The organism is Streptomyces hyderabadensis, assembly GCF_020404845.1.
Taxonomy (GTDB): Bacteria; Actinomycetota; Actinomycetes; order Streptomycetales; family Streptomycetaceae; genus Streptomyces; species Streptomyces hyderabadensis.
Genome location: NZ_JAIOJZ010000077.1, coordinates 1 through 26199 on the forward strand (window position 1 = coordinate 1; position 26199 = coordinate 26199).

The following is a 26199-nucleotide window of genomic DNA, read 5'->3' on the forward strand; positions in this document are numbered from 1 at the left end:
TGACGGGATGGGGCGCGTGGCCCGGCGCTGACGGGATGGGGCGCGTGGCCCGGCGCTGACGGGGCGGCTCCCCCAGTGCCTGAACGGCCTGGGAGGTACCCCCGTCGCCCGCCCGTGCCGTCCCAGGCGGCACGAACGCCCGCAGCCAACGGGGCGGGGCGCCCCCCGTTCGGCCTATCTGCGTTCTGCTCTCCGTGGGTCCCCGGGGCATGGTCGTACCAGCCGGCGGGTGTGGACGGAGGCAGGCGTGGGTGATGACGCGGGCACTGCGGCCTCCCGCGGGGACCCGGGGCACGGGGCGTCCGCGAGCGGGTCCGGGCTGAAGCGGCGGCGACGCAGGCGGCGGCTGGGGATCGCCGGGGTCGTGGTCGTCGCGCTGGCCGGGGGCGCGGTGGGCGTCGGGTGGGCCGTGTACGCCAAGCTGAGCGGCAACATCACCGCGGACGAGGCGGCGGCGGCCGAACTCGCCCGGTACGAGAAGGAGCGGCCCACCGCGCTGGTGCGCGGCGCGCAGAACGTCCTGCTGATCGGGTCGGACTCGCGCGCCGGGGACGGCAACGCGCGCTACGGCCGGGACTCCGGGACCGAGCGGTCGGACACCACGATCCTGCTGCACCTGTCCGCGGGCCGGGACAGCGTCACCGCCGTCTCCCTCCCCCGCGACCTCATGGTGCGCGTCCCCGGCTGCCACCGCCCGGACGGATCGCTCACCGAACCGGCGCTCCAGCAGTTCAACTACGCCTTCGCGGCGGGCGGTTCGGCGTGCTCGATCCGTACCGTGGAGAAGCTGACCGGCATCCGGATCGACCATCACGTGGTCGTCGACTTCGCGGGATTCAAGGAACTGGTCGACGCGCTCGACGGCGTCGAGGTGTGCCTGCGCAAGCCGGTCGACGACAAGGACGCCAAGCTGAAACTGCCCGCGGGCCGGGTGACCCTCGACGGGGAGCAGGCGCTCGGCTACGTCCGGGCGCGGAAGTCGCTCGGCGACGGCAGCGACACCGACCGGATGGACCGGCAGCAGCGTTTTCTGGGCGCGCTCGTGAGCAAGGTGCAGAGCAATGACGTACTGCTGAATCCAGTGAAGCTGTACCCCGTTCTGGACGCCGCCACGTCCTCGCTCACCACGGACCCGGATCTGGCGAATCTGCGCGGTTTGTACGACCTTGTGCGCGGGCTGCGCGGGATTCCCACCGAACGCGTCCAATTCCTGACCGTGCCCCGGGAGTCGTACGCGGGCGACGCCAATCGCGACCAGCTCGTGCAGCCCGACGCCGAGAAGCTGTTCACCCGCCTGCGGACGGACGAGCCGGTGACGGTCACGGCTTCCCGGCGGGAATCGACGGGCGGTACGGCGAATTCCGGTGAGCCCGGTGACGCCGATTCCCCGGCGCCGACGTTCAGCGGGAACACCGCCGACGAGGACGTCTGCGAGTAAAGCGCATTCCAAGAAGGAGCCACCCGCGCGCAAGGCGGACGCGTACGCGCGGACAATTGTCCGAGAAATGCGCCGGATTGCCCAGTTGTAAGGTTCGTGGAATACGTCACTGCCGTCGCCGCGCACCGAACGGGGCGGTTAGTGTGAGCGATCCGGTGTGCCCGGCCGCGGAGTTCCGCCCGGCCACGCACTGAACTGACGTGAGCGAGACCGGGCGCCCGGAGGGGAGGGCGCCGCGTGGCCCCGACGGAGGATTCGGACAACCGTGGACGCGCAAGGCCGTGGGCGGGCGGAGGACATCGACCCCGCAGACCAGTGGGTACTCAATCCGGACACCGGCGACTACGAACTGCGACTGCCCCCTTCCGCACCGCAGTCACCGATCCCGGCCCCGCGCCGGGCCTCGCCGTCACGGGCACCCTCGCCGTCACCGTCACCGTCACCGTCACCGGCCCCCGAGGTGCCCGCGCCCCGCAGGCGCCGCGGCACGCCCGAGGAGCCGCCGCCGGGGCGGCGCGGTCGCCGGCGGCCGGCGAAGAAGAAGTCGAGGGGCAAGAAGATCCTGCTGTGGACCTGCGGCACGATGGCGTTCGTCGTCCTCGCCGCCGGCGCCGCCGGTTACCTCTACCTGCAGCACCTCAACGACAACATCGAGTCCCTGCCCGACGACGGCGCGAGCACCGGCGGGTTCCAGAAGGACCAGGCGATCAACATCCTGCTGATCGGCACCGACAAACGCACCGGCTCCGGCAACGACGGCTACGGCGACAAGGGCAGCGCCGGCCACGCCGACACCACGCTCCTGCTGCACGTCTCCAAGGACCGCTCCAACGCGACCGCCCTCAGCATCCCCCGCGACCTGATCGTCGACATCCCCGACTGCCCGACCACGCAGGAGGACGGGAGCACGAAGGTCATCCCGGGCTCCTCGGGCGTCCGCTTCAACCAGAGCCTCGGCCAGAGCGACCGTACGCCCAGCTGCACCATGCGGACCGTCACCGAGCTGACCGGGGTCAAGCCCGACAACTTCATGGTCGCCGACTTCAACGCCGTCAAGACCCTCTCCTCGGCGGTCGGCGGGGTCGAGGTCTGCCTGGCGAAGGACATCAACGACCCCGACTCGCACCTGAACCTGCCGGCGGGCAAGCACACCATCGAGGGCGAGGAAGCCCTCGCCTTCGTGCGCACCCGGCACTCCGTCGGCTTCGGCGGCGACCTCAGCCGTATCGAACTCCAGCAGCAGTTCCTCAGCTCGCTGATGCGCAAGCTGAAGTCCAACGACACGCTCACCAGCCCGACGAAGATGGTGAAGCTGGCCGAGGCGGGCACCAAGGCGCTGACCGTCGACTCCAAGCTGGACAGCATCGGCAAGCTGAAGGACCTCGGCCTGGAGCTGGGCAAGCTCAACACCAAGAACCTGACCTTCGCCACGGTGCCGGTGAAGGACAACCCGGCCGAGAAGACACCGGTGACCGTCGTCCTCAAGGACGGGCCCGCCCAGCAGGTCTTCGACATGGTCAAGAACGACGTCTCCTTCACCGAGGTCAAGAAGAAGGAGAAGGAGAAGAAGGAGAAGGAGGACGCCGCCGTCGCGGCCCGTCTGGAGGGCGAGAAGTCCGAGCCCGGCGAGATCCGCGTCCGCGTCCTCAACGGCGGCGCGTCCTCCGGCAGCGCGGGACGGGAGCTGACCTACCTCCAGAACGAGGCGGGCGTCACCAAGTCGGAGAACGCGGGCAACGCCCCCGCCGACATCGCCAAGACCACCCTGGAGTACGCCCCCGACCAGGCCGACCAGGCCCGCGCCCTCGCCGAGATCCTCGGCCTGACCGGCGCCGCCATGAAGCCCGGCAAGAGCGTCACCAACTCCCAGGGCCTGCCCACCATGACCCTCACCCTCGGCAAGGACTTCAAGGGCGCCGGAGTCAAACTCGACGCCACCTCCGCGCAGGCACCGGAGGACCTCCAGAAGTCCACGGCGGACAAGGTCGAGTGCGCGAAGTGACCTGAAGGGCCCCACGACCGTCTGACAGGACGGCAGTCCATCGGTCGACCGGTCCAACCGCGAACAATCCACCGGGCGTCGTACAGCCAACGCACGGTTTCGTACGTCCAACTGTGCGAACAGGCCGCGTGCGGGAGCACGTTCGCGGGTCCGAGGGTGGGAGAGGCATGACGCAGAGCAGTGTGCGCGGCGAGGGCACGCGACCCGACGCGGTCCGGCACACCCGGGGCCGGCGCGCCGGACGCGGCGGCCGGGACGAAGCGGGCGCGGGTTCGGGCGGCCGGGGCGGCCCGGGGGCCCACGGCGGCGGCAACGGCCGGCGCTCCGGGCGGCGGCGGACCGGCGGTCGGCGGCACCGGGCGCTGCGCTGGTCGGCGACGACCCTCGCGGTGCTGATACTCGGCACGGCCGGCGCCGGATACCTCTACTACCAGCACCTGAACGGCAACATCGACAAGGGCGAGCGCAGCAGCGGCGACTCCAAGGCCCACAAGGCCGAGCCGAACGCGGCCGGACAGACGCCCCTGAACATCCTGCTGCTCGGCTCCGACAGCCGCGCCTCCGACGCCAACGTGGCGCTGGGCGGCGGCAAGAACCACCGCGACAACCCGCCGCTGGCCGACGTGCAGATGCTGATCCACCTGGCCGCCGACCGCAAGAGCGCCGCGGTGGTGAGCATCCCCCGGGACACCCGGGTCGACATCCCGGCCTGCAAGGACCCCGACACCGGGGAGCAGTTCCCGGCGACCAACGCCATCATCAACACCTCGCTGGCCCGCGGCGGCGCCGGCTGCACCCTGGCCACCTGGGAGAACCTCACCGGGGTCTACATCGACCACTGGATGACGATCGACTTCGCGGGCGTGGTCTCGATGGCGGACGCCGTCGGCGGCGTCGAGGTCTGTGTGAACCAGAACGTGTGGGACCGCCCGCTGCCCGGCGTGCCCGGCGGCTCCGGACTGAAGATGACGGCCGGCTCGCACAAGGTGAAGGGCGAGGAGGCGCTGCAGTGGCTGCGCACCCGGCACGCCTGGGGCAGCGACCCGCTGCGGGCCCGCGCCCAGCACATGTACATGAACTCGATGATCCGCACGCTGAAGAGCCAGAACGTCTTCACGGACGCCGGCAGACTGATGGGCCTGGCCGAGGCGGCCACGAAGTCGCTGACGGTCTCCGAGGAGATCGGCACCGTCAAGAAGCTGTACGACCTGGGCATGCAGCTCAAGACGGTGCCCACGGACCGCATCACCATGACGACGATCCCCACCGTCGAGGACTCCGAGGACAAGAACCACCTGCTCCCGGCCCCCGACGCCGACAAGATGTGGGCGATGCTCCGCGACGACGTGTCCTTCGACGACAAGGGCACCAAGGAGAAGAAGGGCACGGGCGGCGACGGCAAGGACGCCGCCGGGGACGGCGCCGCCGGGCAGGACGGCACCGGGCAGCCCTCCGACGAGCCCGCCGCCGACTCCGACATCGGCGTCCTGGTCCAGAACGCCACCCGCTCGGCCACCCTCGGCCCGGTCAGCGGCCGGGCCGGTGACATCGCCGAGGCGCTGGCGGAGAAGGGCTTCGCCAAGGCGACCACGGACACCTCGGCCGCGCTGTCCGAGGAGCGGACGGTGGTCCAGTACCCGAGCGACGAGTTGGCGGGCGACGCACGCCGGGTCGCCGACGCCATGGGGATCCCGGCGAACGCGGTGCGCAAGTCCGCGGACGTGTCCGGGATCACTCTCGTCGTGGGAGCTGACTGGCGCGACGGCACGTCCTATCCGAAGCAGAAGACACCCGAGGCCGGCGACCTGCCGGAGTCGAGCGACGCCATCAACGGCTCGGACACCAGCAAGTGCATGGACGTCTACAAGCCGTATCGATGGTAGGAGTTCACGAAAATAGGAGGGAATGCCCCGTTGTAGGGGTGACGCTCGTGACACCGGTTTCGTTCGACGCCGAACCGGGCGGATAGTGTGAGCGCTCCAGTGCCCCCTGCCGCGAGGTCCGCCCTGGCGTCGTGCACTTGTTGACTCTTTACCGTGCGCCTTCAGCGGAAGGTGCCGCGTGGCCCCCGACGGAGGATTGGGAGACCGTGGACGCGCAAGGACGTGGGCGGGCAGACGACGTCGACCCCGCAGACCAGTGGGTGCTGAATCCGCGGACCGGTGAGTACGAACTGCGGCTGTCCCCCTCCGCGCCGGAGTCGTCCGTCCCGGGACCCCGTACGGAAGGGCCCCGCACGACCGGCCGCCGTACCAGCGCTCCGGGCCGTGAGGTGCCGCCCCAGCGGCGGCGCCGTCCGGAACCCGAGCCGCCGGTGCCCGGCCGGCGCGGACGGCGACCGGAGAAGAAGAAGTCCAGGGCCAAGAAGGCCCTGCTGTGGACCGGCGGCACCACGGCCTTCGTCGTCCTGGTGGCCGGTGTCGGCGGCTACGTCTACCTCAAGCACCTCGAGGGCAACGTCTCGACGACGGACGTGGGCACCGCCGGAAGCAGCAGCTTCAAGAAGGACGAGGCCTTCAACATCCTCATCATCGGCACCGACAAGCGCACCGGTGAGGGCAACGAGGGCTACGGCGACAAGGGCAGCGCCGGGCACGCGGACACCAACATCCTGCTGCACGTCGCCGAGGACCGCTCCAACGCGACCGCGCTCAGCATCCCCCGCGACCTGATCGTCGACATCCCGGACTGCGAGACCGTGCAGGAGGACGGGACGAAGAAGGTCATCCCGGGCTCCTCCGGCGTCCGCTTCAACCAGAGCCTCGGCGACCTCGGCCGGGACGCGGGCTGCACGATGCGCACGGTGGCGGAGACGACCGGCATCAAGCCCGACCACTTCATGATGGCCGACTTCAACGCGGTCAAGACGCTGACCACCGCGGTCGACGGCGTCGAGGTGTGCGTGGAGCACGCCGTGGACGACCCCAAGTCCCATCTCAAGCTGCCCGCGGGCGAGTCCACGGTCGAGGGCGAGCAGGCCCTCGCCTTCGTCCGCACCCGGCACGCCTTCGGCAACGAGGGCGACCTGGACCGCATCAAGGTGCAGCAGCAGTTCCTGGGCTCGCTCATGCGCAAGATGTCCTCCAGCGACACCCTCACCAGCCCCACCAAGCTGGTGAAGCTCGCCGAGGCCGCGACCAAGGCCCTCACCGTGGACAAGGCCATCGGCAACGTGGGCACGCTCAAGGACATCGCCCTGGAGCTGAAGAAGGTGCCGCCGAAGAACATCACGTTCACCACGGTGCCGGTGATCGACAACCCGGCCGAGAAGGTCAAGGCGACGGTGGTCGTCAACGAGGCCAAGGGTCCCCAGGTCTTCGACATGATCAAGAACGACGTCTCCTTCACCGAGGTCGAGCAGAAAAAGAAGAGGGAGAAGGCCGCCGTGGCCGCCCGGCTCAAGGGCGAGAAGTCCGAGCCCGGCGAGGTCCGGGTCCGCGTCATGAACGGCGGCGCCCCCGCCGGCAGCGCCCAGCAGGAGCTGGCCTATCTCCAGACCCAGGCCGGCGTCACCAAGTCGGAGAACGCGGGCAACGCCCCCGCCGAGGTCGCCAAGACCACCCTGGAGTACGCCCCCGACCAGGCCGACCAGGCCCGCGCCCTCGCCGAGATCCTCGGCCTGACCGGCGCCGCCATGAAGCCCGGCGAGAGCGTCACCAACGCCCAGGGCCTGCCCACCATGACCCTCACCCTCGGCAAGGACTTCAAGGGCGCGGGAGTCAAACTCGACGGCACCGTCGAGAAGCCGGAGCTGGACAACGAGTCCACGGCCGACCAGAAGCAGTGCGCCAGTTGACCTGAGGGGCCTGTCGTACGTCTCACAGGACGGCGACGGGCCCACGCGGTGGCCCGGGGGCGGGGAGGGACGCGGAAGTGACGCGGAGCAGGGTGCAGGGGGAGGACACGGACGGGGGCGCGGCAGACGCCCCCGAGCGTGCCAAGGCCGTCCGGGGGGACGGCGGCATACGGGAGGACGGTGCCGTCCGGGGGGACGGCGACAACGGTGTCGAGGACACCGGAGGCAGCACCGGGAACGAGCCCGAGGGCCCCCGCCCGCGGCGCCGCCGCCGGGTCCTGCGCTGGACCGCGGTGGTGCTCGCGGTGGTCCTGGCCGGCACGGCCGGGGCCGGATACCTCTACTACGAGCACCTCAACGACAACATCAGGCAGGACGCCCTGAACCTGGGCGACAGCAAGGTCGCAGCGCCGACGCCGAACGCGGCCGGCCAGACCCCGCTGAACATCCTCCTCATCGGCTCGGACGCCCGGGACAGCGCGGAGAACCAGCAACTGGGCGGCGCCCGGGAGACGTTCGGCTCCACGCCGCTGGCGGACGTGCAGATGCTGGTGCACCTGTCCGCCGACCGCAGCAACATGTCGGTGGTCAGCATGCCGCGCGACACGCTGCTGGAGATACCGAAGTGCACCGACCCGGACGACGGCGAGGTCTACCCGGCGAGCGAGGGCCGGGTGATGACCAACCAGAGCCTCGGCCACGGCGGTCCGGGCTGCACGGTCGCCACCTGGCAGGAGCTGACCGGCATCCACATCGACCACTTCGTGATGGTCGACTTCGCGGGCGTGGTCTCGATGGCGGACGCCGTCGGCGGCGTCCCGGTCTGCGTGGACGCCAACATCCACTCCCGCGACAGCACGGGCCACGGCTCCGGCCTGAAACTGGCCAAGGGCACGCACCCCGTCAAGGGCAAGCAGGCCCTGCAGTGGCTGCGCACCCGGTACGGCTTCGAGGACGGCAGCGACCTCGCGCGGGCCAAGGCCCAGCACATGTACCTGAACTCGATGGTCCGGGTGCTGCGCGAGAACGCGACCCTGAGCAGCCCGAACAAGCTGCGCAGGCTCGCCGAGGAGGCCACCGAGGCGCTCACCGTCGACCCGGGCCTGGACTCCGTCAAGAAGCTGTACGACCTCAGCACCGAGCTGCGGAAGGTGAAGCCCGAGCGCATCACCATGACCACGATGCCCAACCGGTACGTGGGTGCCCGCGTCGAGCCGACCGAGGACGCGGAGCAGCTGTTCCGGCTGGTGCGCGAGGACATCGCGCTGGACGGCAAGGACGCGAAGAAGAAGCCCGACGCCGAGCCGGCGCCCCCGGCCGACCCGGCCGCGCCCGACGCCGAGATCGCGGTGCAGGTCCGCAACGGCACCCGCACCGACGAGCTGGGCCCGGCCCCCGGACGCGCGAACACGGTCACCGGGCTCCTGGTGGAGCGGGGCTTCACGAAGGCGGTCGCGGACCCGTCGGTGCTGCTCAGCGAGGACCGCACGGTGATCCGCTATCCGAGCGCCGACCTGGAGGGCGACGCCCGGCGCGTCGCCAAGTCCCTGGGGATCCCGGCGAGTTCGGTGAAGCGGTCGACGGACGTGTCCGGTGTCACGCTGGTCGTGGGCGCCGACTGGCGCGAGGGCACGGCGTACCAGGCACCCGTCAGCGACGACAGCACTCCCGAGTCGGCCGAGGCCCTCAACGGCGCGGACGACAGCGCCTGCATGCACGTGAACCCGGCGTTCACCTGGTCCTGACGGACGACGTCAGCGCGTACCGGCGGCGTCCGTGGTGTCCGCGTCCGCCCGGACCGCCGGGCGCCGCGACGCGATGACCTTCCTGGCCAGCGACTTCGGGCTGGTCAGGAAGCCCCAGCCCCAGGACATGTGCATGGTCGCCAGCGCCACCGGGATCTGTGCCCGGGCCTTCAGCCCGAGCCCCTTCCCGGCGGGCAGCGAACCGGCCACGATCGCCGCGAGGTAGCCGCCGGGCACGACGAAGCCCCAGGGGGTCAGCGCGGCGCCCACCACGACACCGGCCGCGATGGCGCACACGGCGGTCGGCGGGGCGAGGTAGCGCAGGTTGATGGAGCCGGAGTGGTAGCGGGCGACGACGTGCCGCCAGCGGCCGTAGTCCTTGTACTGCTTGGCCAGCGCCCGCACCGACGGCCGGGGGCGGTAGGACACCTTCAGCTCGGGCGAGAACCAGATCAGGCCGCCGGCCTCGCGGATGCGGAAGTTCAGCTCCCAGTCCTGGGCGCGGATGAACTCCTCGTTGTACCCGCCCTGCCGCTCCAGCGCCTCGCGGCGGAACACGCCGAGGTAGACGGTCTCGGCGGGCGCGGCCTCGCCGCCCGTGTGGAAGGCCGCGTTGCCCACGCCGATCTTCGACGTCATCGCGGCGGCGACGGCGTCCTCCCAGGCGTTCTCGCCCTCGGCGTGCATGATGCCGCCGACGTTCTGCGCGCCGGTCTCCTCCAGGAGCCGTACGGCCGTGGCGATGTAGTTCGGCGACAGCATGCCGTGGCCGTCGACGCGGACGACGACCGGATGCCGGGAGGCCTTGATCGCGGCGTTCAGCGCGGCGGGCGTACGGCCGGTGGGGTTCGGCACGGTGTGCACGCGCGGATCCTCGGCGACGAGTTCGGCGGCGATCTCCTCCGTACGGTCCGAGGACGGACCGACGGCGATGACGACCTCCATCTCGCCGGCGTACTCCTGGGCGAGGATGGCGCGGACGGCGCCGCGCAGGTGCCGCTCCTCGTTGAGGACGGGCATGATCACGGAAACGGCGGGCAGCCGCACGTCGGACTTGGCGTTCATCGGTGCTCACGTTACCGCGAACGGGGGACACGGGTGCGCGCCGCGGGGGTCACAGCCCCGGGCAGCAGATCGTATGGGCCTACGGTGCTCACGAATCCCACGTACGGCCTCACGCTCCACGCCCAGGGCCCCGTCCCCGCGGAGGTGTCCCCTTGCCCACGCCGCCCCGCTCGTCCCGGGTCCCGGCCTCGACCCGCCGGGGCGGACCTCCGCCGCAGCGCCGCGGCCCCCGGCCGTCCGGGCGCCCGCCGAGGCCCCCCGTACGGCGGAAGCGGCCGCGCTGGGCCGTGCGGGCGGCGACCGCGCTCTCGGTGGTGGTGCTCGCCTCCGCCGGGATCGGGCACGCGGTGCTCTCGGGCCTGGACTCGGACATCTCGCGGGTCGACGCGTTCAAGGACATGAAGAACCGGCCGCGGGCGGGCGACGGCATGAACGTCCTGATGGTCGGCACCGACGGCCGGGACGAGATCACCGAGAAGGAGCGGCGCGAGTACCGGCTGGGCGGCGCCCCCTGCCACTGCACCGACACCATCATGATCGTGCACATCTCGGAGGACCGGGAGCGCGCCAGCGTGGTCAGCCTGCCGCGCGACTCCTACGCCGTCACGCCCGGCCACACCGACCGCACCACCGGCGAGCACCACAAGGGGCATCCGCTCAAGCTGAACGCGGCCTACGCCGAGGGCGGCCCGCAGCTGACGATCCGCACCGTGGAGAACATGACCCGGGTGAAGATCGACCACTATCTGGAGGTCGACTTCACCAGCTTCATGAAGACCGTGGACGTCCTCGGCGGGGTGAAGATCTGCACCGTCCAGCCGCTCAAGGACAGCTACACCGGACTCGACCTGCCGGCCGGCACCCACACCCTCAAGGGCGGGCAGGCGCTGCAGTACGTGCGCTCCCGCCATCTCGACGGAGCCTCGGACCTGAGCCGGATGAAGCGCCAGCAGCGCTTCCTGGCCGCCCTCATCGACCGGGCCACCTCCTCGGGGATCCTGCTGAACCCGCTGAAGTTCCGTGACGTCACCCGGGCCGTGCTCGGCTCGGTCCGGGCCGACCAGGGCTTCGGCACCGACGAGCTGCTGACGCTCGGGCGGGCGATGCGGAACTTCTCGCCGTCGTCCTCCGAGTTCACCACCGTGCCGATCGGGCAGATGGGCTATGCCGTCAAGGGCGTCGGTTCGACCCTGAAGTGGGACCCGGCGAAGTCCGAGCGGCTCTTCGACGCCCTGCGCGAGGACAAGCCGCTGGCCGCGCCGAAACCGAAGCCGAAGGGCCCGGCACCGGTGCGGGTCCCGGTGGACCCCAAGCAGATCCGCGTCCAGGTGGAGAACGGCACCCGCACCGCGGGGCTCGGCAAGCGGGTGGACGACGCGCTGGCCGCGACCGGTTTCCGCACCACCAAGGCACCGCGCAACGCCGAGGACCGGGCGGTCGGGCGGACCGTCGTCGCCTACGACCCCCGCTGGGACCAGTCTGCGAAGTCGCTGGCCGCGGCGCTGCCCGGCAGCGAGCTGAAGCCGGTCAAGGGGCAGGGCGCCACGCTGAAGGTGATCGCGGGCGCCGACTTCGAGAAGGTGGCGAAGGTGCGCCCGGCCGATCCGCCGCAGGAGTCGGGCACGGTGGTGCGGGGCGACGAGGTGGTCTGCGGCGACCAGTGAGGTCCGCCGTACTCCGGCTCAGTTGCCGGAGACGGTGACCTTCTCGTCGTTCTTCAGCTCCTCGACGAGCTTCTTGACCTTGGCGTCGTCCCACTTCAGATTGCCGCCGACGCTGCCCGAGATCGGCATGTTCATCGAGGTGCCGTCGCCGCCGCTGACGCTCTTCATCGCCCAGAACATGCTCGCCAGGTCGAACAGGCCCATGTCCTTGTCGACGATGAGGGAGTCCAGGCCGGCGCCCATGGTCGGGTAGAGCTTGAACGGGTTGAGGACCGTGGACGGGGTGGCCACCTGGCTCGCCAGTGCCGACAGGAACTTCTGCTGGTTCTTGGTGCGGTCCAGGTCGGAGCCGGCCAGCGCGTACCGGGTGCGGACGAAGGCGAGGGCCTCCTCGCCGTTCAGGGTCTGCTTGCCCTTCTTGAAGTCGGCGCCGGACTTCTTGTCCTTGATGTCCTGCGGGATGTCCATCTCGACGCCGCCGACCGCGTCCACGATGTTCGCGAAGCCGGCGAAGCCGATCTCCACGTAGTGGTCCAGGCGCAGCCCGGTGTTGTGCTCGATGGTGCGCACCAGCAGCTCGGGGCCGTCCTCGGCGTAGGCGGCGTTCAGCTTGGTGTGCCGGCCGGTGCCCGGGTACTTCTTGCCGGACTCGGAGCCGACGAAGCTCGGGATCTCCACGTCCGAGTCGCGGGGCAGGGAGATCAGCGTCGAGCCGTTGTCCCCGGTGTGCAGGATCATCATCGAGTCGGTGCGCTTGCCCTCGGCGGAGCCGGTGTGCAGGTCCTTCTTCTGCTCGTCGGTCATGCCCTCGCGGCTGTCGGAGCCGACGATCAGGTAGTTCGTGCCCTCGCCGGCCTCGGGCCGCTCGATGACCTTGGACAGGTCGACCTCGCGGTTGAGCTTGGAGTCGGCCCAGAAGTAGGTGCTGACGGTGGTGACGACCAGCACGGTCACGACCGTGATCGCGGTCCACTTGATCCGGCGGCGCCAGTTCGGCGCGGGCCGGTCCCGGACCGGGCGGCCCTGGCCGCCGCCGCCGCTGCCGCCGTAGACCTGGCCGGTGTTGTAGCCGCTGTCGTACCCGTCGCCGCCGTACCCCTGGCCGTCGGTGTACGACGGCTGCTGGGGCACCCCGGCGCCGTACGGCGGGGCCGAAGGACCCGGGCCGGGCGGCGGCGTCGCGCCGCGGCGGACCTGACGCATCACGCGGGCACTCTCGGGCCGTGCGCTGGCGCTGCCGCGTCCGTAGCCGCCGCGGTTGTCACCGGACCATCCCTCGGGCCAATCATTCATGGGCCCAGTGTGCCGGGCCGCCCTGTGGGCGTTACAAGGTATGTCGGAAAATCAGGGCAGTGCTGTTGCGAACCCGACACAAAATCACGCCGGTGTGCCCCCGGCATAAGGTGGAGGGCATGACAGACCAGGCAGAACAGGCCTCGGCCGCGCAGTCGGCGCCCCCGGAGATCCCGGGCAAGCCGACCTCGGCCTCCCGCACCACCCTCAGCCACATCATGACGCACGCCGACACCAACCTCCTGGGCACGGTGCACGGCGGTGTGATCATGAAGCTCGTCGACGACGCGGCGGGCGCCGTGGCCGGACGGCACTCCGGCGGTCCCGCCGTCACCGCGTCCATGGACGAGATGGCGTTCCTCGAACCGGTCCGCGTCGGCGATCTGGTCCATGTGAAGGCGCAGGTCAACTGGACCGGCCGGAGCTCCATGGAGGTGGGCGTCCGGGTCATGGCCGAGCGCTGGAACGAGTCCACGCCCGCCACTCAGGTCGGCTCGGCCTACCTGGTCTTCGCCGCCGTGGACGCGGACGGCAAGCCGCGCACGGTGCCGCCGGTGCTGCCGGAGACCGAGAAGGACAAGCGCCGCCACCAGGAGGCCCAGATCCGCCGCACCCACCGCCTGGCCCGCCGCCGCGCGATCATGGAGCTGCGCGAGCGACGGGCGGCGGAGGGCTACGAGGACTGACCCCCGGCCGCCGCGATCGCCACGGTCGTCGGGGGCGGCCGAGCGTCAGAGCATGAGCAGGAGCCGCGTGTTCGCCACGAGCTTCCGGTTCACGCTCGTGCTCTGCACGAAGATCGTGAAGTCGTCGTTGTGGTCGGGCTTGATGCGGACCTCCACGTCCGGCAGGCCGAGCAGGGCGCGGGCCTCGGGCCCCGTGTACACCCGGTCCGTCTTCTTCTCCAGCACCGATATCTGCTTCTTCGGCTGGACCTTCTCCGACTTGCTGAGCTGGTAGTACGCGCCGCCGGTGCGGTAGGTGTGCCCGCGCTCGACGACCCACTCCCGGATCGCCACGTCGCGGGTCACGTCGATCAGCGCGTACTTCGAGGCCTCCACCGGGGTGAGGCCGGCCGCCTTGATGGTCTCCTTGTTGACCGCGTCCGCGCCGGTGGAGAACACCGCCCGCGACCCGCGGATGCCCTTGGTGCGGCCCACCATGAACTTCTCGGTGGCCTCCTGGATGACCTGTCCGGCCTCCTCCAGGCCCTGGGTGCTCGTGGCGTCCCAGATGGCGATGTTGTCCTTGGGGAAGCCGTACTGCATGGCCTCGCGCTTGCCCATCTGGTCCGGGACGAGGACGGCCAGCGTCCAGTTGTCCGCCTGGGTCTCGATCATGGTGGACACGGCCTCGACCAGTGCGCGCGGGTCCCGGGCGGGGGCGTCCGGGCAGCGGTGGCTCACGTTCTCCTGGCCGTCCGTGAGGACGAACGTCAGGAAGCTGTGGTCGCCGTACAGCTGGGCAGTCTGCGCCAGCTCCCGCTGCGACTTGAGCGTGGCCGCCAGCAGCGCCGTCATGCCGCCGACCCGGTACAGCTGCTTCAGCGACGGCATCCGCAGCACGTCCTTGTCGTAGATGACGCACTCCACCTGGTCGGCGAAGACGTACACCGTGACGCGGGTCTCCTGGTCCAGCTCCTGCGACCGGCGGGCCAGGTAGGCGATCTGCTGGTCGGCGACCTCGACCACCTTGTGGCTCAGCCGACGCATGGACGAACTGGCGTCCAGGACGAGAGCGACGTGGTTGATGTAGTTCTGGCTCTTGGACATGGCGGATCCCCCTCTTACCGATTGCCGACTGCCGCTCGGCGGCTTCCCGACGCGATGGATCCACCGTCTCATCCACCACTGACAATCGATCAGACGAGCGAGGGGCGCCCGGCCCCCCGGACGCCCCTCGCCGAACGGACCGCGGCCGTTACGGCAGGTTGCGCGCCATGACGATGCGCTGGACCTGGTTGGTGCCCTCGTAGATCTGGGTGATCTTGGCGTCGCGCATCATGCGCTCCACCGGGTAGTCACGGGTGTAGCCGTAGCCGCCGAGCAGCTGGACCGCGTCGGTGGTGACCTCCATGGCCACGTCGGAGGCGAAGCACTTGGCGGCGGCACCCTGGAAGGTGAGGTCGCCGTCACCGCGCTCCGACTTGGCGGCGGCCGCGTAGGTCAGCTGGCGGGCGGCCTCGATCTTCATGGCCATGTCGGCGAGCATGAACTGGATGCCCTGGAAGTCGGCGATCGGCTTGCCGAACTGCTTGCGCTCCTGGACGTAGCCCTTGGCGTAGTCGAGGGCGCCCTGGGCGATGCCGAGGGCCTGGGCGGCGATGGTGATGCGGGTGTGGTCCAGCGTCTTCATCGCGGTGGCGAAGCCGGTGCCCTCCGCGCCGATCATGCGGTCGGCGGGGATGCGGACGTTGTCCAGGTAGACCTCGCGGGTCGGGGAGCCCTTGATGCCGAGCTTCTTCTCCGGGGCGCCGAAGGAGACGCCCGCGTCGGACTTCTCGACGACGAAGGCGGAGATGCCCTTGGAGCGCTTGCTCGGGTCGGTGACGGCCATCACCGTGTAGTACTCGCTGACGCCGGCGTTGGTGATCCAGCGCTTGACGCCGTTGAGCACCCAGAAGTCGCCGTCGCGCACGGCCTTGGTCTTCATGCCGGCCGCGTCCGAGCCCGCGTCGGGCTCGGAGAGGCAGTAGGAGAACATGCCGTCGCCCTTGGCGAGCGGGGCCAGGTACTTCTTCTTCAGCTCCTCGGAGCCGGAGAGGATCACCGGGAGCGAGCCGAGCTTGTTGACCGCCGGGATGAGGGAGGAACTGGCGCAGGCGCGGGCGACCTCCTCGATGACGATCACCGTGGCGAGCGCGTCGGCGCCCGCGCCGCCGTACTCCTCGGGGACGTGCACCGCGTGCAGGTCGTTCGCGGTGAGGGCGTCCAGGGCCTCCTGCGGGAAGCGGGCCTCCTCGTCCACCGCGGCGGCGTACGGCGCGATCTTCGCCTCGGCCAGCGAGCGGACGGCGTCCCGGAGCATGTCGTGCTCCTCGGACGGGCGGTACAGGTCGAAGTCAGCCGATCCGGCCAAGGTGTCTCACGCTCCAAAACGCTGTGATGCTGGGCACGCTAACTACCGTTAAGTAACCCAAATTTTAGAGCCCCGGCCGGGCCGGTGGATAGGTGAGCTTGACGACAGCCGACCGAAAGGTTTTTCCCGCGTCCCGGATATGCTCGGGCGCGCAACCGTGCCGTACACCTCTGGAGCACCCATGGCCCTGAAGATCACCGTGATCGGTACCGGCTATCTCGGCGCCACCCACGCGGCGGCCATGGCCGAGCTGGGTTTCGAGGTGCTGGGTCTTGACGTGGTGCCCGAGAAGATCGAGATGCTCCAGCGGGGCGAGGTCCCGATGTACGAGCCGGGTCTTCAGGAGCTGCTGCGCAAGCACGTCGCCGGGATCGAGGGCGCCAGCGGACGGCTGCGCTTCACCACCGACTTCGCCGAGGCCGCGGCCTTCGGCGAGGTGCACTTCCTGTGCGTGAACACCCCGCAGAAGCACGGCGAGTACGCCTGCGACATGTCGTACGTCGACTCCGCGCTGGCCTCGCTGGCGCCGCACCTGACCGGCCCCGCGCTGGTCGTCGGCAAGTCGACCGTGCCGGTGGGCTCCGCCGACCGGCTGGCCGCCTACCTGGCCGAGCACGCGCCGGCCGGGGACGAGGCCGAGCTGGCCTGGAACCCGGAGTTCCTGCGCGAGGGCTTCGCCGTCGAGGACACCCTGCACCCCGACCGGCTCGTGGTCGGCGTGCGCAGCGAGCGGGCCGAGCGGCTGCTGCGCGAGGTGTACGCGACGCCGATCGCGGAGGGCTCGCCGTTCGTCGTCACGGACTTCCCGACGGCGGAGCTGGTGAAGACCGCCGCGAACTCCTTCCTGGCCACCAAGATCTCCTTCATCAACGCGATGGCGGAGGTCTGCGAGGCGGCCGGCGGCGACGTCGCCAAGCTGGCGGAGGCGATCGGGTACGACGACCGGATCGGGAAGAAGTTCCTGCGGGCCGGGATCGGCTTCGGCGGCGGCTGTCTGCCGAAGGACATCCGCGCCTTCATGGCCCGCGCCGGTGAGCTGGGCGCCGACCAGGCGCTGACCTTCCTGCGCGAGATCGACTCGATCAACATGCGCCAGCGCGGCCAGATGGTGGAGCTGACCCGGCAGGCGCTGGGCGGCGGCCCGTTCCTCGGCAAGCGGATCGCGGTGCTCGGCGCCACCTTCAAGCCCGACTCGGACGACGTGCGCGACTCCCCCGCGCTGAACGTCGCCGGGCAGGTGCACCTCCAGGGCGCCCAGGTGACGGTGTACGACCCCAAGGGCATGGAGAACGCCCGGCGGCTCTTCCCGACCCTCGGCTACGCCGGCTCGGCGCTGGAGGCGGTGCGGGGCGCGGACGTCGTGCTGCACCTCACCGAGTGGCGGGAGTTCCGCGAGCTGGACCCGGAGGCGCTCGGCGAGGTGGCGGCGGCCCGGGTGATCCTGGACGGGCGCAACGCCCTGGACCCGGCGCTGTGGCGGAAGGCCGGCTGGACGTACCGGGCGATGGGCCGCCCCACCGCCTGACCCGGCGGCGCGCAGGACGCCGGTTCGGCCGAGGCTCAGTCGGCCGAACCGGCGCTGTGCGCATTGTGCCGCACGACGGCGCCGACCGACCGGTGAAGCGGGCGGTGTTTACGACTCCTTGGCCCGGTACCGGCGCATCTTGGCGCGGGCCCCGCACACCTGCATGGAGCACCAGCGCCCGCGCCCGGCCGGGCTGCGGTCGTAGTACGCCCAGTGGCAGTCGGCGGCCTCGCACGCCTTGAAGCGGCTCCAGGTGCCGGCCACCAGCGCCTCGGCGACGGCGGCGGCGACCCGGGCGGCGAGGGAGCCGTCGCGGGCGGGGGCGAGGGCGGCCGAGCCGTCGGCCGGGTCGACGGTGACGACCAGCGGTACGGCGGCCAGCAGCTCGCCCAGCGGCGTCACCGTGCGGTGCGGCGGATGGCCGGCATGGGCGAGCAGGGTGGCCCGCAGGGACTCGCGCAGCTCACGGGCCGCGGGTACGTCCTCGCGCGCCAGGCCGAGCCGCGCCCGGCCCTCCGCCGTGTCCAGCGCGTCGGCGCCCGTCTCCAGGTCCAGGCTGTTCACCAGTGTCTCGACCAGGCCCAGGCCTCCCGGAGCGGGCGATCTCTCACTCATGCTTGCGACGTTACCCCCAATAAGGCAGCATGCAGTAACCGTTACCGGTTACCCGCATCATGCTGGTAACCAAGCCGCGTGCTTCAAGGAGGAAGTCATGGCTGTCGCCGAACTGGGTGTCGTCGTCCTGGACTGTCCCGACCCCCGCGCACTGGCCCGCTTCTACGCCGACGTGCTGGGCGGCACCGTCGAGGGCGAGGGCGACTGGGTCGACCTGAAGCTGCCGGACGGACGGGCGCTGGCGTTCCAGGCCGCCCCCGGGTTCGTGCCGCCGAAGTGGCCCGCGCCCGACGACTCGCAGCAGTTCCACCTCGACCTCGACGTGCCGGACCTGGACGCGGCCGAGAGGGCGGTACTGGAGCTGGGCGCGAGGCCGCTGGACGCGGAGGACCGCACCCGTACCTTCCGGGTTTACGCCGACCCGGCCGGGCACCCGTTCTGCCTCTGCGCCGGCTGATCACCGGCCCATCGGCACCGGGAGGACACCCATGGCACCCGCGGCACGATTCCGTTCCGTCGTCGTCGACTGCCCCGAGCCCCGCGAGCTGGCCCGCTTCTACGCGGCGGTCGGCGGCGGCACGCCCGACGAGGCGGACCCGGACTGGGTGGTCCTCCAGGTGCCCGGCGGGCCCCGTCTGTCCTTCCAGCGGGCACCGGACCTCACCCCGCCCGAGTGGCCGCGCTCCGACCGCAACGCCCAGCAGTTCCACCTCGACTTCGACGGCGGGGCGACCTGGGCCGAGATGGACGCGGCGCACGAGCGGGTGCTCGCGCTGGGCGCCCGGCCGCTGGACCTGGCGGACCGGGAGGAGAAGGACTTCATGGTGTACGCCGATCCGGCGGGGCATCCGTTCTGCCTGTGCCGGATCGAGCACACCTGACCCTCGCGCGGACTATCCGTCCAGGTCGGCGATGGTTGCCGTGGACGGCTCCCGGCGCAGCTGGGCCGCCTTGGCGGTGAAGGCCGCGGCGCGCAGCACGCGCTGGACGTTGCCCCAGGTCAGCAGGGCCACGTCCGCCTCGTCCCAGCCGCGCCTGAGCAGTTCGGCGATGAGCCGGGGGTAGCAGGAGGGGTCGCCCAGCTCCAGCGGGTGGGCGGTGCCGGTGTCGTAGGTGCCGGACAGGCCGACGCTCTGCGGCCCGGCCACCGTGCGGACGTGGTCGAGGTGGTCGGCGACGTCCCGGACGGTCGGCCCGGTCTGTTCGGCGGTCAGCGGCACCATGCACAGGCCGCCGGCCGCGCCCAGCTCCACCAGCAGGTCGTCGGGAAGGTTGGCGGGGTGCGGGCGCAGGGCACGGGCGGCGGACCGGGTGCACAGCGCCGGCGCCTTGGACACGGCGAAGGTACGGCGGACGGTCTCCGCGGAGGCCCCGGAGAGGTCGGCGACGACACCGAGGCGGTTCATCTCCCGGACCACCTCCTCGCCGAACCGGGTCAGCCCCGCCTCGCTCGCCCAGCTCACCCCGGACATCGTCAGGGCGCGCAGGCCCAGGGCGTGCAGCGAACGCAGGATGCCGAGGCGGTCGCCGAGGGCTGCGGCGCCCGCGGGGCCGGGCAGCACGGCGATCCGGCCGCAGTTGCGGGCGTCGATGGCCTGCCCCGCGTCGTAGGCCAGGCGCAGCCCCTCCGGGTGGGCCCGCACGACCGTCTTGACCAGGTCGAGCTGCTCCAGCGTGGCGCCGACCGCGCGGTCCCCGTCGAGGGAGTCGGGCAGGTGCAGCGACCACAGCAGCGCCCCCACGTGCCCCTCGCGCAGCCGCGGCACGTCGGTGTCGACGGCGCTCTCGCCCAGCTCCAGGTCGTACCAGGGCAGGTGCCGGAGCGCCCAGGGCAGCCCGCTGCAGCCGTCGGCGACGGGGTGGGCGGCCAGTACGGCGAGCGCGCGGGTCAGCGGCTCGTCGCCGGGGTCGGACACGGGCGCGTAGGGCTCCGGCCCCACGGCCTCCGCGGCGAGCGGCACGGGCAGGTCGTCGAGCCCACCGGCCTCGGTACCGGTGTGCAGGTCGTCCTGGAGGTCTGCCATGACGGGCTCCGTACGGTCGGCGTGAGGTACGGCCACCGTCGCACGGGGCGGAAAGGGCTTCCTGGTGGGTGGAGCGTTCGGGGGTACGCGGCCCGGCCCCCGGGACGCGAGTGGGCGGGGCGGCCGGACGCACCGGCCGCCCCGCCCACGGCGAGGTGACGGCTCAGCCGTCCAGCTCCTCCAGCGAGGCGTTGGACGGCTCCCGGGTCGCCTGCAGCCCGCGGGCCACCTCCTCGGCGGCGTCGAGCACGCGGACCGCGTTCTTCCAGGTCAGCTTGGCCAGGTCGGCCTGGGACCAGCCGCGGTCGAGCAGTTCGGCGATCAGGTTCGGGTAGCCGGAGACGTCGCCGAGCCCGTCCGGGGTGAAGGGCGTGCCGTCGTAGTCGCCGCCGATGCCCAGGTGGTCGACGCCGGCGACCTCGCGCATGTGGTCGAGGTGGTCGGCGACCGTGGACACGGTGGCGACGGGACGCGGGACGCGCTCCTCGAAGGCGGCGTGCACCTTCATCGCCTCGGGGCTGGAGTCGAGGTGGTGGAAGCCGTGCGCGCGCATGTTCTCGTCGGCCTCGGCGGTCCAGTCCACGGCCGCCTGGAGCACGAACTTCGGCACGAACGTCACCATCGCCATTCCGCCGTTGGCGGGCAGCCGCTCCAGCACATCGTCCGGGATGTTGCGCGGGTGGTCGCAGACGGCGCGGGAGGACGAGTGCGAGAAGATCACCGGCGCGGTGGAGGTGTCCAGCGCGTCGCGCATCGTCGTCGCGGCGACGTGCGAGAGGTCGACCAGCATGCCCTCGCGGTTCATCTCCCGCACGACCTCGCGGCCGAAGGCCGACAGGCCGCCGACGCGGGGCTCGTCGGTCGCCGAGTCCGCCCACGCCACGTTGTCGTTGTGGGTGAGCGTCATGTAGCGCACACCCAGCGCGTACAGCGCGCGCAGGGTGGCCAGCGAGTTGTCGATGGAGTGGCCGCCCTCGGCGCCCATCAGGGACGCGATCCGGCCCTCGGCCCGCGCCGCCTCCATGTCGGCGGCGGTCAGCGCGGCCCGCAGCTCCCCGGGGTGGCGGTCGATCAGCCGGCGTACGCAGTCGATCTGCTCCAGCGTCGCCGTCACCGCGCCCGGCAGGTCGGAGCGGACGTACACCGACCAGTACTGCGCGCCGACGCCGCCGGAGCGCAGCCGGGCCAGGTCGGTGTGCAGGTGGGCGGACTGGTCGGCGGCGATGTCCCGGGCGTCGAGGTCGTAGCGGACCTGTTCGCGCAGCGCCCAGGGCAGGTCGTTGTGCCCGTCGACGACCGGGAACTCGCGCAGCAGCTCGCGGGCCTTCTCCAACGATGTCATCCGCGTCCCTTCCGTTCCGTCCGTCCCGTCCGTCTCTTGCGTCACTTGCCGAATCCGAAGCCGGCCGCCGAGCCCTCGACCTTGTTGCGCAGCCGCTTGCCCTTCTCGGTGGCCTGGTCGTTGAGGTCCTGCTGGAACTCGCGCATCCGGCCGAGCAGCTCCTCGTCGTGGGCGGCGAGGATGCGGGCGGCCAGCAGACCGGCGTTGCGGGCGCCGCCCACGGAGACGGTGGCGACGGGGACACCGGCCGGCATCTGCACGATGGACAGCAGGCTGTCCATGCCGTCCAGGTACTTCAGCGGCACCGGGACGCCGATGACCGGCAGCGGGGTGACGGAGGCGAGCATGCCGGGCAGGTGGGCGGCGCCCCCGGCCCCGGCGACGATCGCCTTCAGCCCGCGCCCCGCGGCCTGCTCGCCGTACGCGATCATCTCGTGCGGCATGCGGTGCGCGGAGACGACGTCGACCTCGTAGGGGATCTCGAACTCGTCGAGTGCCTTGGCGGCGGCCTCCATGACGGGCCAGTCGGAGTCCGACCCCATGACGATGCCTACGACCGGGCTCACCGGGCTGGCCTGGCTCATTCGGTGATCGTCCCTCTCAGGTAGCCGGCAGCGTGACGGGCGCGCTCCAGCACGTCGTCCAGGTCGTCGCCGTAGGTGTTGACGTGGCCGACCTTGCGGCCGGGCTTCACGTCCTTGCCGTACATGTGGATCTTGAGCTGCGGGTCGCGGGCCATGCAGTGCAGGTACGCGGAGTACATGTCCGGGAAGTCGCCGCCCAGGACGTTGACCATGACCGTCCACTTGGCGCGCGGGCGCGGGTCGCCGAGGGGGAGGTCGAGGACCGCGCGGACGTGGTTGGCGAACTGCGAGGTGATCGCGCCGTCCATCGTCCAGTGGCCGGAGTTGTGCGGGCGCATCGCCAGTTCGTTGACGAGGATGCGGCCATCGCGGGTCTGGAACAGCTCGACGGCGAGGTGGCCGACGACGCCCAGCTCCTTGGCGATGCCGAGCGCCATCTCCTCGGCGCGCAGGGCCAGCGACTCGTCGAGGTCGGGCGCCGGGGCGATCACCGTGTCGCAGACGCCGTTGACCTGCTGGGACTCGACGACGGGGTAGGCCACCGCCTGGCCGTGCGGGGAGCGGACCACGTTGGCGGCCAGCTCGCGGACGAAGTCGACCTTCTCCTCCGCCAGCACGGGCACGCCCGCGCGGAAGGGCTCGGCGGCCTCCTCGACGGAGTCCACGACCCACACGCCCTTGCCGTCGTACCCGCCGCGGACCGTCTTGAGGACGACGGGGAATCCGTCGCCCTCGACGGCACCCTCCGCCGCGAAGGCGGCCACGTCGGCCGGATCGCGCACGATCCGGTGCCGCGGGCAGGGCACGCCGATCGCGTCGAGCTTCGCGCGCATCACGCCCTTGTCCTGGGCGTGCACGAGCGCCTCGGGACCGGGGCGGACGGGGATGCCGTCCGCCTCCAGGGCCTTGAGGTGCTCGGTCGGCACGTGCTCGTGATCGAAGGTGATCACGTCACAGCCGCGCGCGAACTCGCGCAACGTGTCCAGATCGCGATAGTCGCCGACGACGACTTCGTTCACGACCTGCGCCGCAGAGTCCTGAGGAGTGTCACTGAGAAGCTTGAACCTGATGCCCAACGGGATGCCCGCCTCGTGTGTCATACGAGCGAGCTGGCCACCGCCGACCATGCCGACTACCGGGAACGTCACACCCCTAGCGTATCGGCCGCGCGGGGCCCACCTGTTTACCGGCCGTTTCCGACCGGTCCGGGTGCCCGTTCCGGCTCCCGCCGGTCCGTCCGCAGGAAGATCGCGCGTCCGGGTGGTTAGCATGAACGGATTGACGCCAACCGATGGACGGGGGCCTGCACGGCCATGGGACATGGTTCCTCGGGTGCTCACACGGCTCCCTCCGCGCCCGAGCCGCGGCGCGCCGGGATGCGGGAGCGGATCGACCGGCTCGTACGTGAGGTCGTGAAGTTCGGCGCCGTGGGCGGCGCGGGGGTGCTGGTCAACCTCCTCGTCTTCAACTTCGTCCGGCACACGACCGACCTCCAGGTGGTGCGGGCCAGCATCATCGCCACGGTCGTCGCGATCGTCTTCAACTACGTCGGCTTCCGCTACTTCACCTACCGCGACCGCGACAAGAGCGGCCAGACCCGCGAGATGTCGCTGTTCCTGCTGTTCAGCGCGGTCGGCCTGGTGATCGAGAACGGCGTGCTCTACACCGCGACCTACGGCTTCGGCTGGGACAGCCCGCTGCAGAGCAACATCTTCAAGTTCCTCGGCATCGGACTCGGCACGCTGTTCCGCTTCTGGTCGTACCGCAGCTGGGTCTTCCGCGCGCTGCCCGCCCGTGAGCCGCTGACGCAGGCGGAGACCTTCCTGGAGCACGAGCACCCGACCGTGGTCCCCCGCGCGGACGGCGCCCCCGCCGGCCGCCGCTGACCGGCTCCCGTCACCCGGGGCGCTCAGCGCACGGTCGGGTCGCCGTCCCCCGCGGACTTCTTCGGCGGCGGCGTACGGGACAGGAACAGCCCGAAGACCGGTGGACGCCCCTGGAGCAGCTCCAGGCGGCCGCCGTCCGCCTCCGCCAGGTCGCGGGCGACGGCGAGGCCGATGCCGGTGGAGTTGCGTCCGCTGATCGTCCGCTCGAAGATCCGCGCCCCCAGGTCGCCCGGGACGCCGGGGCCCTCGTCGGTGACCTCGACCACGGCCTGGTTGCCGGTCACCCGGGTGCGCAGGGCCACCGTGCCGCCGCCGTGCATCAGGGAGTTCTCGATCAGCGCGGCCAGCACCTGCGCCACCGCGCCCGGTGTGCCCACGGCCGTCAGGTGGCGCTTGCCGGAGCTGACGATGGCCCGGCCCTCACCGCGGTAGGCCGGGCGCCACTCGGCGATCTGCTGCTGGATGACGTCGTCCAGCTCGAAGGTGACGGCGGAGCCGCTGCGCGGGTCGCGGGAATTGGTCAGCAGCCGGTCCACGACGTCGGTCAGCCGCTCCACCTGCGACAGCGCGATCGTCGCCTCCTCCTTCACCGTCTCCGGCTCGTCGGTGAGGGTGATCTCCTCCAGCCGCATCGACAGCGCGGTCAGCGGCGTGCGCAGCTGGTGGGAGGCGTCGGCGGCCAGCCGGCGTTCGGCGGTGAGCATCCGGGCGATGCGCTCCGCGGAGGAGTCCAGCACGTCCGCGACCCGGTCCAGCTCGGGGACGCCGTACCGCTTGTGCCGCGGGCGCGGGTCGCCGGAGCCGAGGCGTTCGGCGGTCTCGGCGAGGTCGGTGAGCGGGGAGGCGAGGCGGTTGGCCTGCCGGATCGCCAGCAGTACGGCCGCGATCACCGCGAGCAGCGCCACCAGGCCGATGACCAGCAGGGTCCGCCCGACCTCCCGGGTGACCGAGGACCTGGGCTCCTCGACCAGGACCGTCTCGCCCTCCTCACCGGTCGCCCTGCCCCGCAGGACGTCTCCGGAGGGCTTGCTGCCGACCTCGACGACCGGTTCGCCGGGGATGCGGATCTCGGCGTACCGGGCGTCGCGGATCTGCTCCCGCAGGAACTGCTCGTCGACGGAGCCGGTGCCGATGAGCCGGCTGTCGACGATGCTGGCCAGCCGCACGGCCTCCAGGTCGACCCGTTCCTGGGCGGTGCTGCTGATGGTCCGGGTCTCGACGATGACGAGGGAGACGCCGAAGACGGCGATCACGACGAGCACCACGGCGAGCGTGGACTGGATCAGTCGACGGCGCATGTCCTCTTACCCGCAAGGCCCCCTCGGGGCTCGCTCAGTTCTTCTCGAAACGGAAGCCCACGCCGCGCACGGTGGCGATGTAGCGGGGGTTGGCCGCGTCGTCCCCCAGCTTCTTGCGCAGCCAGGAGATGTGCATGTCGAGGGTCTTGGTCGACGACCACCAGGTGGTGTCCCAGACCTCGCGCATCAGCTGGTCGCGGGTGACGACCCGGCCGGCGTCGCGCACCAGGACCCGCAGCAGGTCGAACTCCTTCGCGGTGAGCTGCAGCTCCTCCTCGCCCATCCAAGCCCGGTGCGACTCGACGTCGATGCGCACACCGTGGGTGGCGGGCGGCTGCGGGGGCTCGACCGCGCCGCGCCGCAGCAGGGCCCGGACCCGGGCGAGCAGCTCGGCGAGGCGGAAGGGTTTGGTGACGTAGTCGTCGGCGCCCGCGTCCAGGCCGACGACGGTGTCCACCTCGTCGGCGCGGGCGGTCAGGATCAGGATCGGCACGGCGTGGCCCTCGGACCGCAGCCGGCGGGCGACCTCCAGACCGTCCATGCCCGGCAGGCCCAGGTCCAGCACGACCAGGTCGACGCCGCCCTGCAGCCCGGCGTCCAGTGCGGTGGGTCCGTCCTCACGCACCTCGACCTCGTACCCTTCCCTGCGCAGTGCGCGGGCCAGCGGCTCCGAGATGGACGCGTCGTCCTCGGCGAGCAGTACACGGGTCATGGGCTGATGGTAGACCGCTCGGAGCAACGCCCGGGGCAAGATCGCCCCGAGGGCCCTCCCGACCCCGCCACCCCCGCGTCCGAACCTGCGGCTGTGGGGTGCCATCCTGAGGAGAACCTTCGAAAGATCGTT

At 71.3% G+C, this 26199-nt stretch carries 22 protein-coding genes; 11 read left to right on the forward strand and 11 right to left on the reverse strand.

Annotation, left to right across the window (positions count from 1 at the left end; translation table 11 throughout):
* The first annotated feature begins 247 nt into the window (after positions 1-247).
* From K7854_RS34275 to K7854_RS34295, 5 genes are all read left to right on the forward strand, one after another.
* Positions 248-1438, forward strand: coding sequence for an LCP family protein (locus K7854_RS34275; protein ID WP_226030457.1), 1191 nt, complete (start codon positions 248-250; stop codon positions 1436-1438).
* A 265-nt stretch (positions 1439-1703) separates the two neighbouring features.
* The gene (locus K7854_RS34280; protein ID WP_226030458.1) at positions 1704-3440 is read left to right on the forward strand and encodes an LCP family protein; all 1737 of its coding nucleotides are present in this window, start codon (positions 1704-1706) and stop codon (positions 3438-3440) included.
* Positions 3441-3607: 167 nt separating this feature from the next.
* Positions 3608-5323 (forward strand): LCP family protein, encoded by a 1716-nt coding sequence (locus tag K7854_RS34285; RefSeq protein WP_226030459.1) that lies wholly within the window; start codon positions 3608-3610, stop codon positions 5321-5323.
* Between the two features lie 206 nt (positions 5324-5529).
* A complete protein-coding gene (locus K7854_RS34290) occupies positions 5530-7236 on the forward strand; it encodes an LCP family protein (protein WP_226030460.1) in 1707 nt (568 codons plus the stop codon).
* A gap of 77 nt (positions 7237-7313) precedes the next feature.
* A complete protein-coding gene (locus K7854_RS34295; protein ID WP_226030461.1) occupies positions 7314-8981 on the forward strand; it encodes an LCP family protein in 1668 nt (555 codons plus the stop codon).
* 9 nt (positions 8982-8990) lie between these two features.
* Here the strand turns inward: K7854_RS34295 and K7854_RS34300 are convergent, their stop codons facing one another.
* Positions 8991-10046 carry a glycosyltransferase family 2 protein gene (locus tag K7854_RS34300; RefSeq protein ID WP_226030462.1) on the reverse strand — a complete coding sequence of 352 codons (1056 nt, stop codon included), beginning with the start codon at positions 10044-10046 and terminating at the stop codon, positions 8991-8993.
* Positions 10047-10198: 152 nt separating this feature from the next.
* On the opposite strand from K7854_RS34300, the gene K7854_RS34305 reads away from it, so the two are divergent.
* Positions 10199-11710, forward strand: coding sequence for an LCP family protein (locus tag K7854_RS34305; protein WP_264088093.1), 1512 nt, complete (start codon positions 10199-10201; stop codon positions 11708-11710).
* An 18-nt stretch (positions 11711-11728) separates the two neighbouring features.
* Here the strand turns inward: K7854_RS34305 and K7854_RS34310 are convergent, their stop codons facing one another.
* Positions 11729-13003 carry an LCP family protein gene (locus K7854_RS34310; protein ID WP_226030464.1) on the reverse strand — a complete coding sequence of 425 codons (1275 nt, stop codon included), beginning with the start codon at positions 13001-13003 and terminating at the stop codon, positions 11729-11731.
* Positions 13004-13122: 119 nt separating this feature from the next.
* Here K7854_RS34310 and K7854_RS34315 point away from each other — a divergent pair, with 119 nt between their 5' ends.
* Positions 13123-13689 carry an acyl-CoA thioesterase gene (locus K7854_RS34315; protein WP_226030465.1) on the forward strand — a complete coding sequence of 189 codons (567 nt, stop codon included), beginning with the start codon at positions 13123-13125 and terminating at the stop codon, positions 13687-13689.
* Between the two features lie 45 nt (positions 13690-13734).
* Here the strand turns inward: K7854_RS34315 and K7854_RS34320 are convergent, their stop codons facing one another.
* Complete coding sequence (locus tag K7854_RS34320) at positions 13735-14775, reverse strand: vWA domain-containing protein (RefSeq protein WP_226030466.1); 1041 nt, start codon at positions 14773-14775, stop codon at positions 13735-13737.
* A 148-nt stretch (positions 14776-14923) separates the two neighbouring features.
* Positions 14924-16081: an acyl-CoA dehydrogenase gene (locus K7854_RS34325; RefSeq protein ID WP_226030467.1), complete on the reverse strand. Its 1158-nt coding sequence runs from the start codon at positions 16079-16081 to the stop codon at positions 14924-14926.
* Between the two features lie 181 nt (positions 16082-16262).
* On the opposite strand from K7854_RS34325, the gene K7854_RS34330 reads away from it, so the two are divergent.
* The gene (locus K7854_RS34330; protein ID WP_226030468.1) at positions 16263-17606 is read left to right on the forward strand and encodes a UDP-glucose dehydrogenase family protein; all 1344 of its coding nucleotides are present in this window, start codon (positions 16263-16265) and stop codon (positions 17604-17606) included.
* 108 nt (positions 17607-17714) lie between these two features.
* On the opposite strand, the gene K7854_RS34335 is transcribed toward K7854_RS34330, so the two are convergent.
* A complete protein-coding gene (locus tag K7854_RS34335) occupies positions 17715-18221 on the reverse strand; it encodes a CGNR zinc finger domain-containing protein (RefSeq protein ID WP_226030469.1) in 507 nt (168 codons plus the stop codon).
* Positions 18222-18318: 97 nt separating this feature from the next.
* Here K7854_RS34335 and K7854_RS34340 point away from each other — a divergent pair, with 97 nt between their 5' ends.
* Together K7854_RS34340 and K7854_RS34345 are read left to right on the forward strand one after the other, a co-directional pair.
* On the forward strand, positions 18319-18678 hold the full coding sequence (locus K7854_RS34340; protein ID WP_226030470.1) for a VOC family protein: 360 nt from the start codon (positions 18319-18321) through the stop codon (positions 18676-18678).
* A 31-nt stretch (positions 18679-18709) separates the two neighbouring features.
* Positions 18710-19102 carry a VOC family protein gene (locus K7854_RS34345; RefSeq protein WP_226030471.1) on the forward strand — a complete coding sequence of 131 codons (393 nt, stop codon included), beginning with the start codon at positions 18710-18712 and terminating at the stop codon, positions 19100-19102.
* A gap of 12 nt (positions 19103-19114) precedes the next feature.
* Here K7854_RS34345 and K7854_RS34350 read toward each other — a convergent pair whose 3' ends face one another.
* The 4 genes from K7854_RS34350 to K7854_RS34365 form a co-directional block, all read right to left on the reverse strand.
* Complete coding sequence (locus K7854_RS34350; protein WP_226030472.1) at positions 19115-20245, reverse strand: dipeptidase; 1131 nt, start codon at positions 20243-20245, stop codon at positions 19115-19117.
* A 163-nt stretch (positions 20246-20408) separates the two neighbouring features.
* Positions 20409-21587, reverse strand: coding sequence for a dipeptidase (locus K7854_RS34355; RefSeq protein WP_226030473.1), 1179 nt, complete (start codon positions 21585-21587; stop codon positions 20409-20411).
* A gap of 41 nt (positions 21588-21628) precedes the next feature.
* Complete coding sequence (gene purE / locus K7854_RS34360; RefSeq protein ID WP_226030474.1) at positions 21629-22171, reverse strand: 5-(carboxyamino)imidazole ribonucleotide mutase; 543 nt, start codon at positions 22169-22171, stop codon at positions 21629-21631.
* On the reverse strand, positions 22168-23319 hold the full coding sequence (locus K7854_RS34365; RefSeq protein ID WP_226030475.1) for a 5-(carboxyamino)imidazole ribonucleotide synthase: 1152 nt from the start codon (positions 23317-23319) through the stop codon (positions 22168-22170). Before K7854_RS34365 ends, purE begins: the two co-directional genes overlap by 4 nt.
* A 165-nt stretch (positions 23320-23484) precedes the next feature.
* Between K7854_RS34365 and K7854_RS34370 the strand changes: the two genes are divergently transcribed.
* Positions 23485-24057 (forward strand): GtrA family protein, encoded by a 573-nt coding sequence (locus K7854_RS34370; RefSeq protein ID WP_226030476.1) that lies wholly within the window; start codon positions 23485-23487, stop codon positions 24055-24057.
* Between the two features lie 23 nt (positions 24058-24080).
* On the opposite strand, the gene draK is transcribed toward K7854_RS34370, so the two are convergent.
* Both draK and K7854_RS34380 read right to left on the reverse strand, forming a co-directional pair.
* Positions 24081-25355, reverse strand: coding sequence for a two-component system sensor histidine kinase DraK (gene draK / locus K7854_RS34375; RefSeq protein WP_226030477.1), 1275 nt, complete (start codon positions 25353-25355; stop codon positions 24081-24083).
* Positions 25356-25389: 34 nt separating this feature from the next.
* Positions 25390-26067, reverse strand: a complete 678-nt coding sequence (locus tag K7854_RS34380) for a response regulator transcription factor (protein WP_052842140.1) — start codon at positions 26065-26067, stop codon at positions 25390-25392.
* Positions 26068-26199 lie beyond the last annotated feature (132 nt).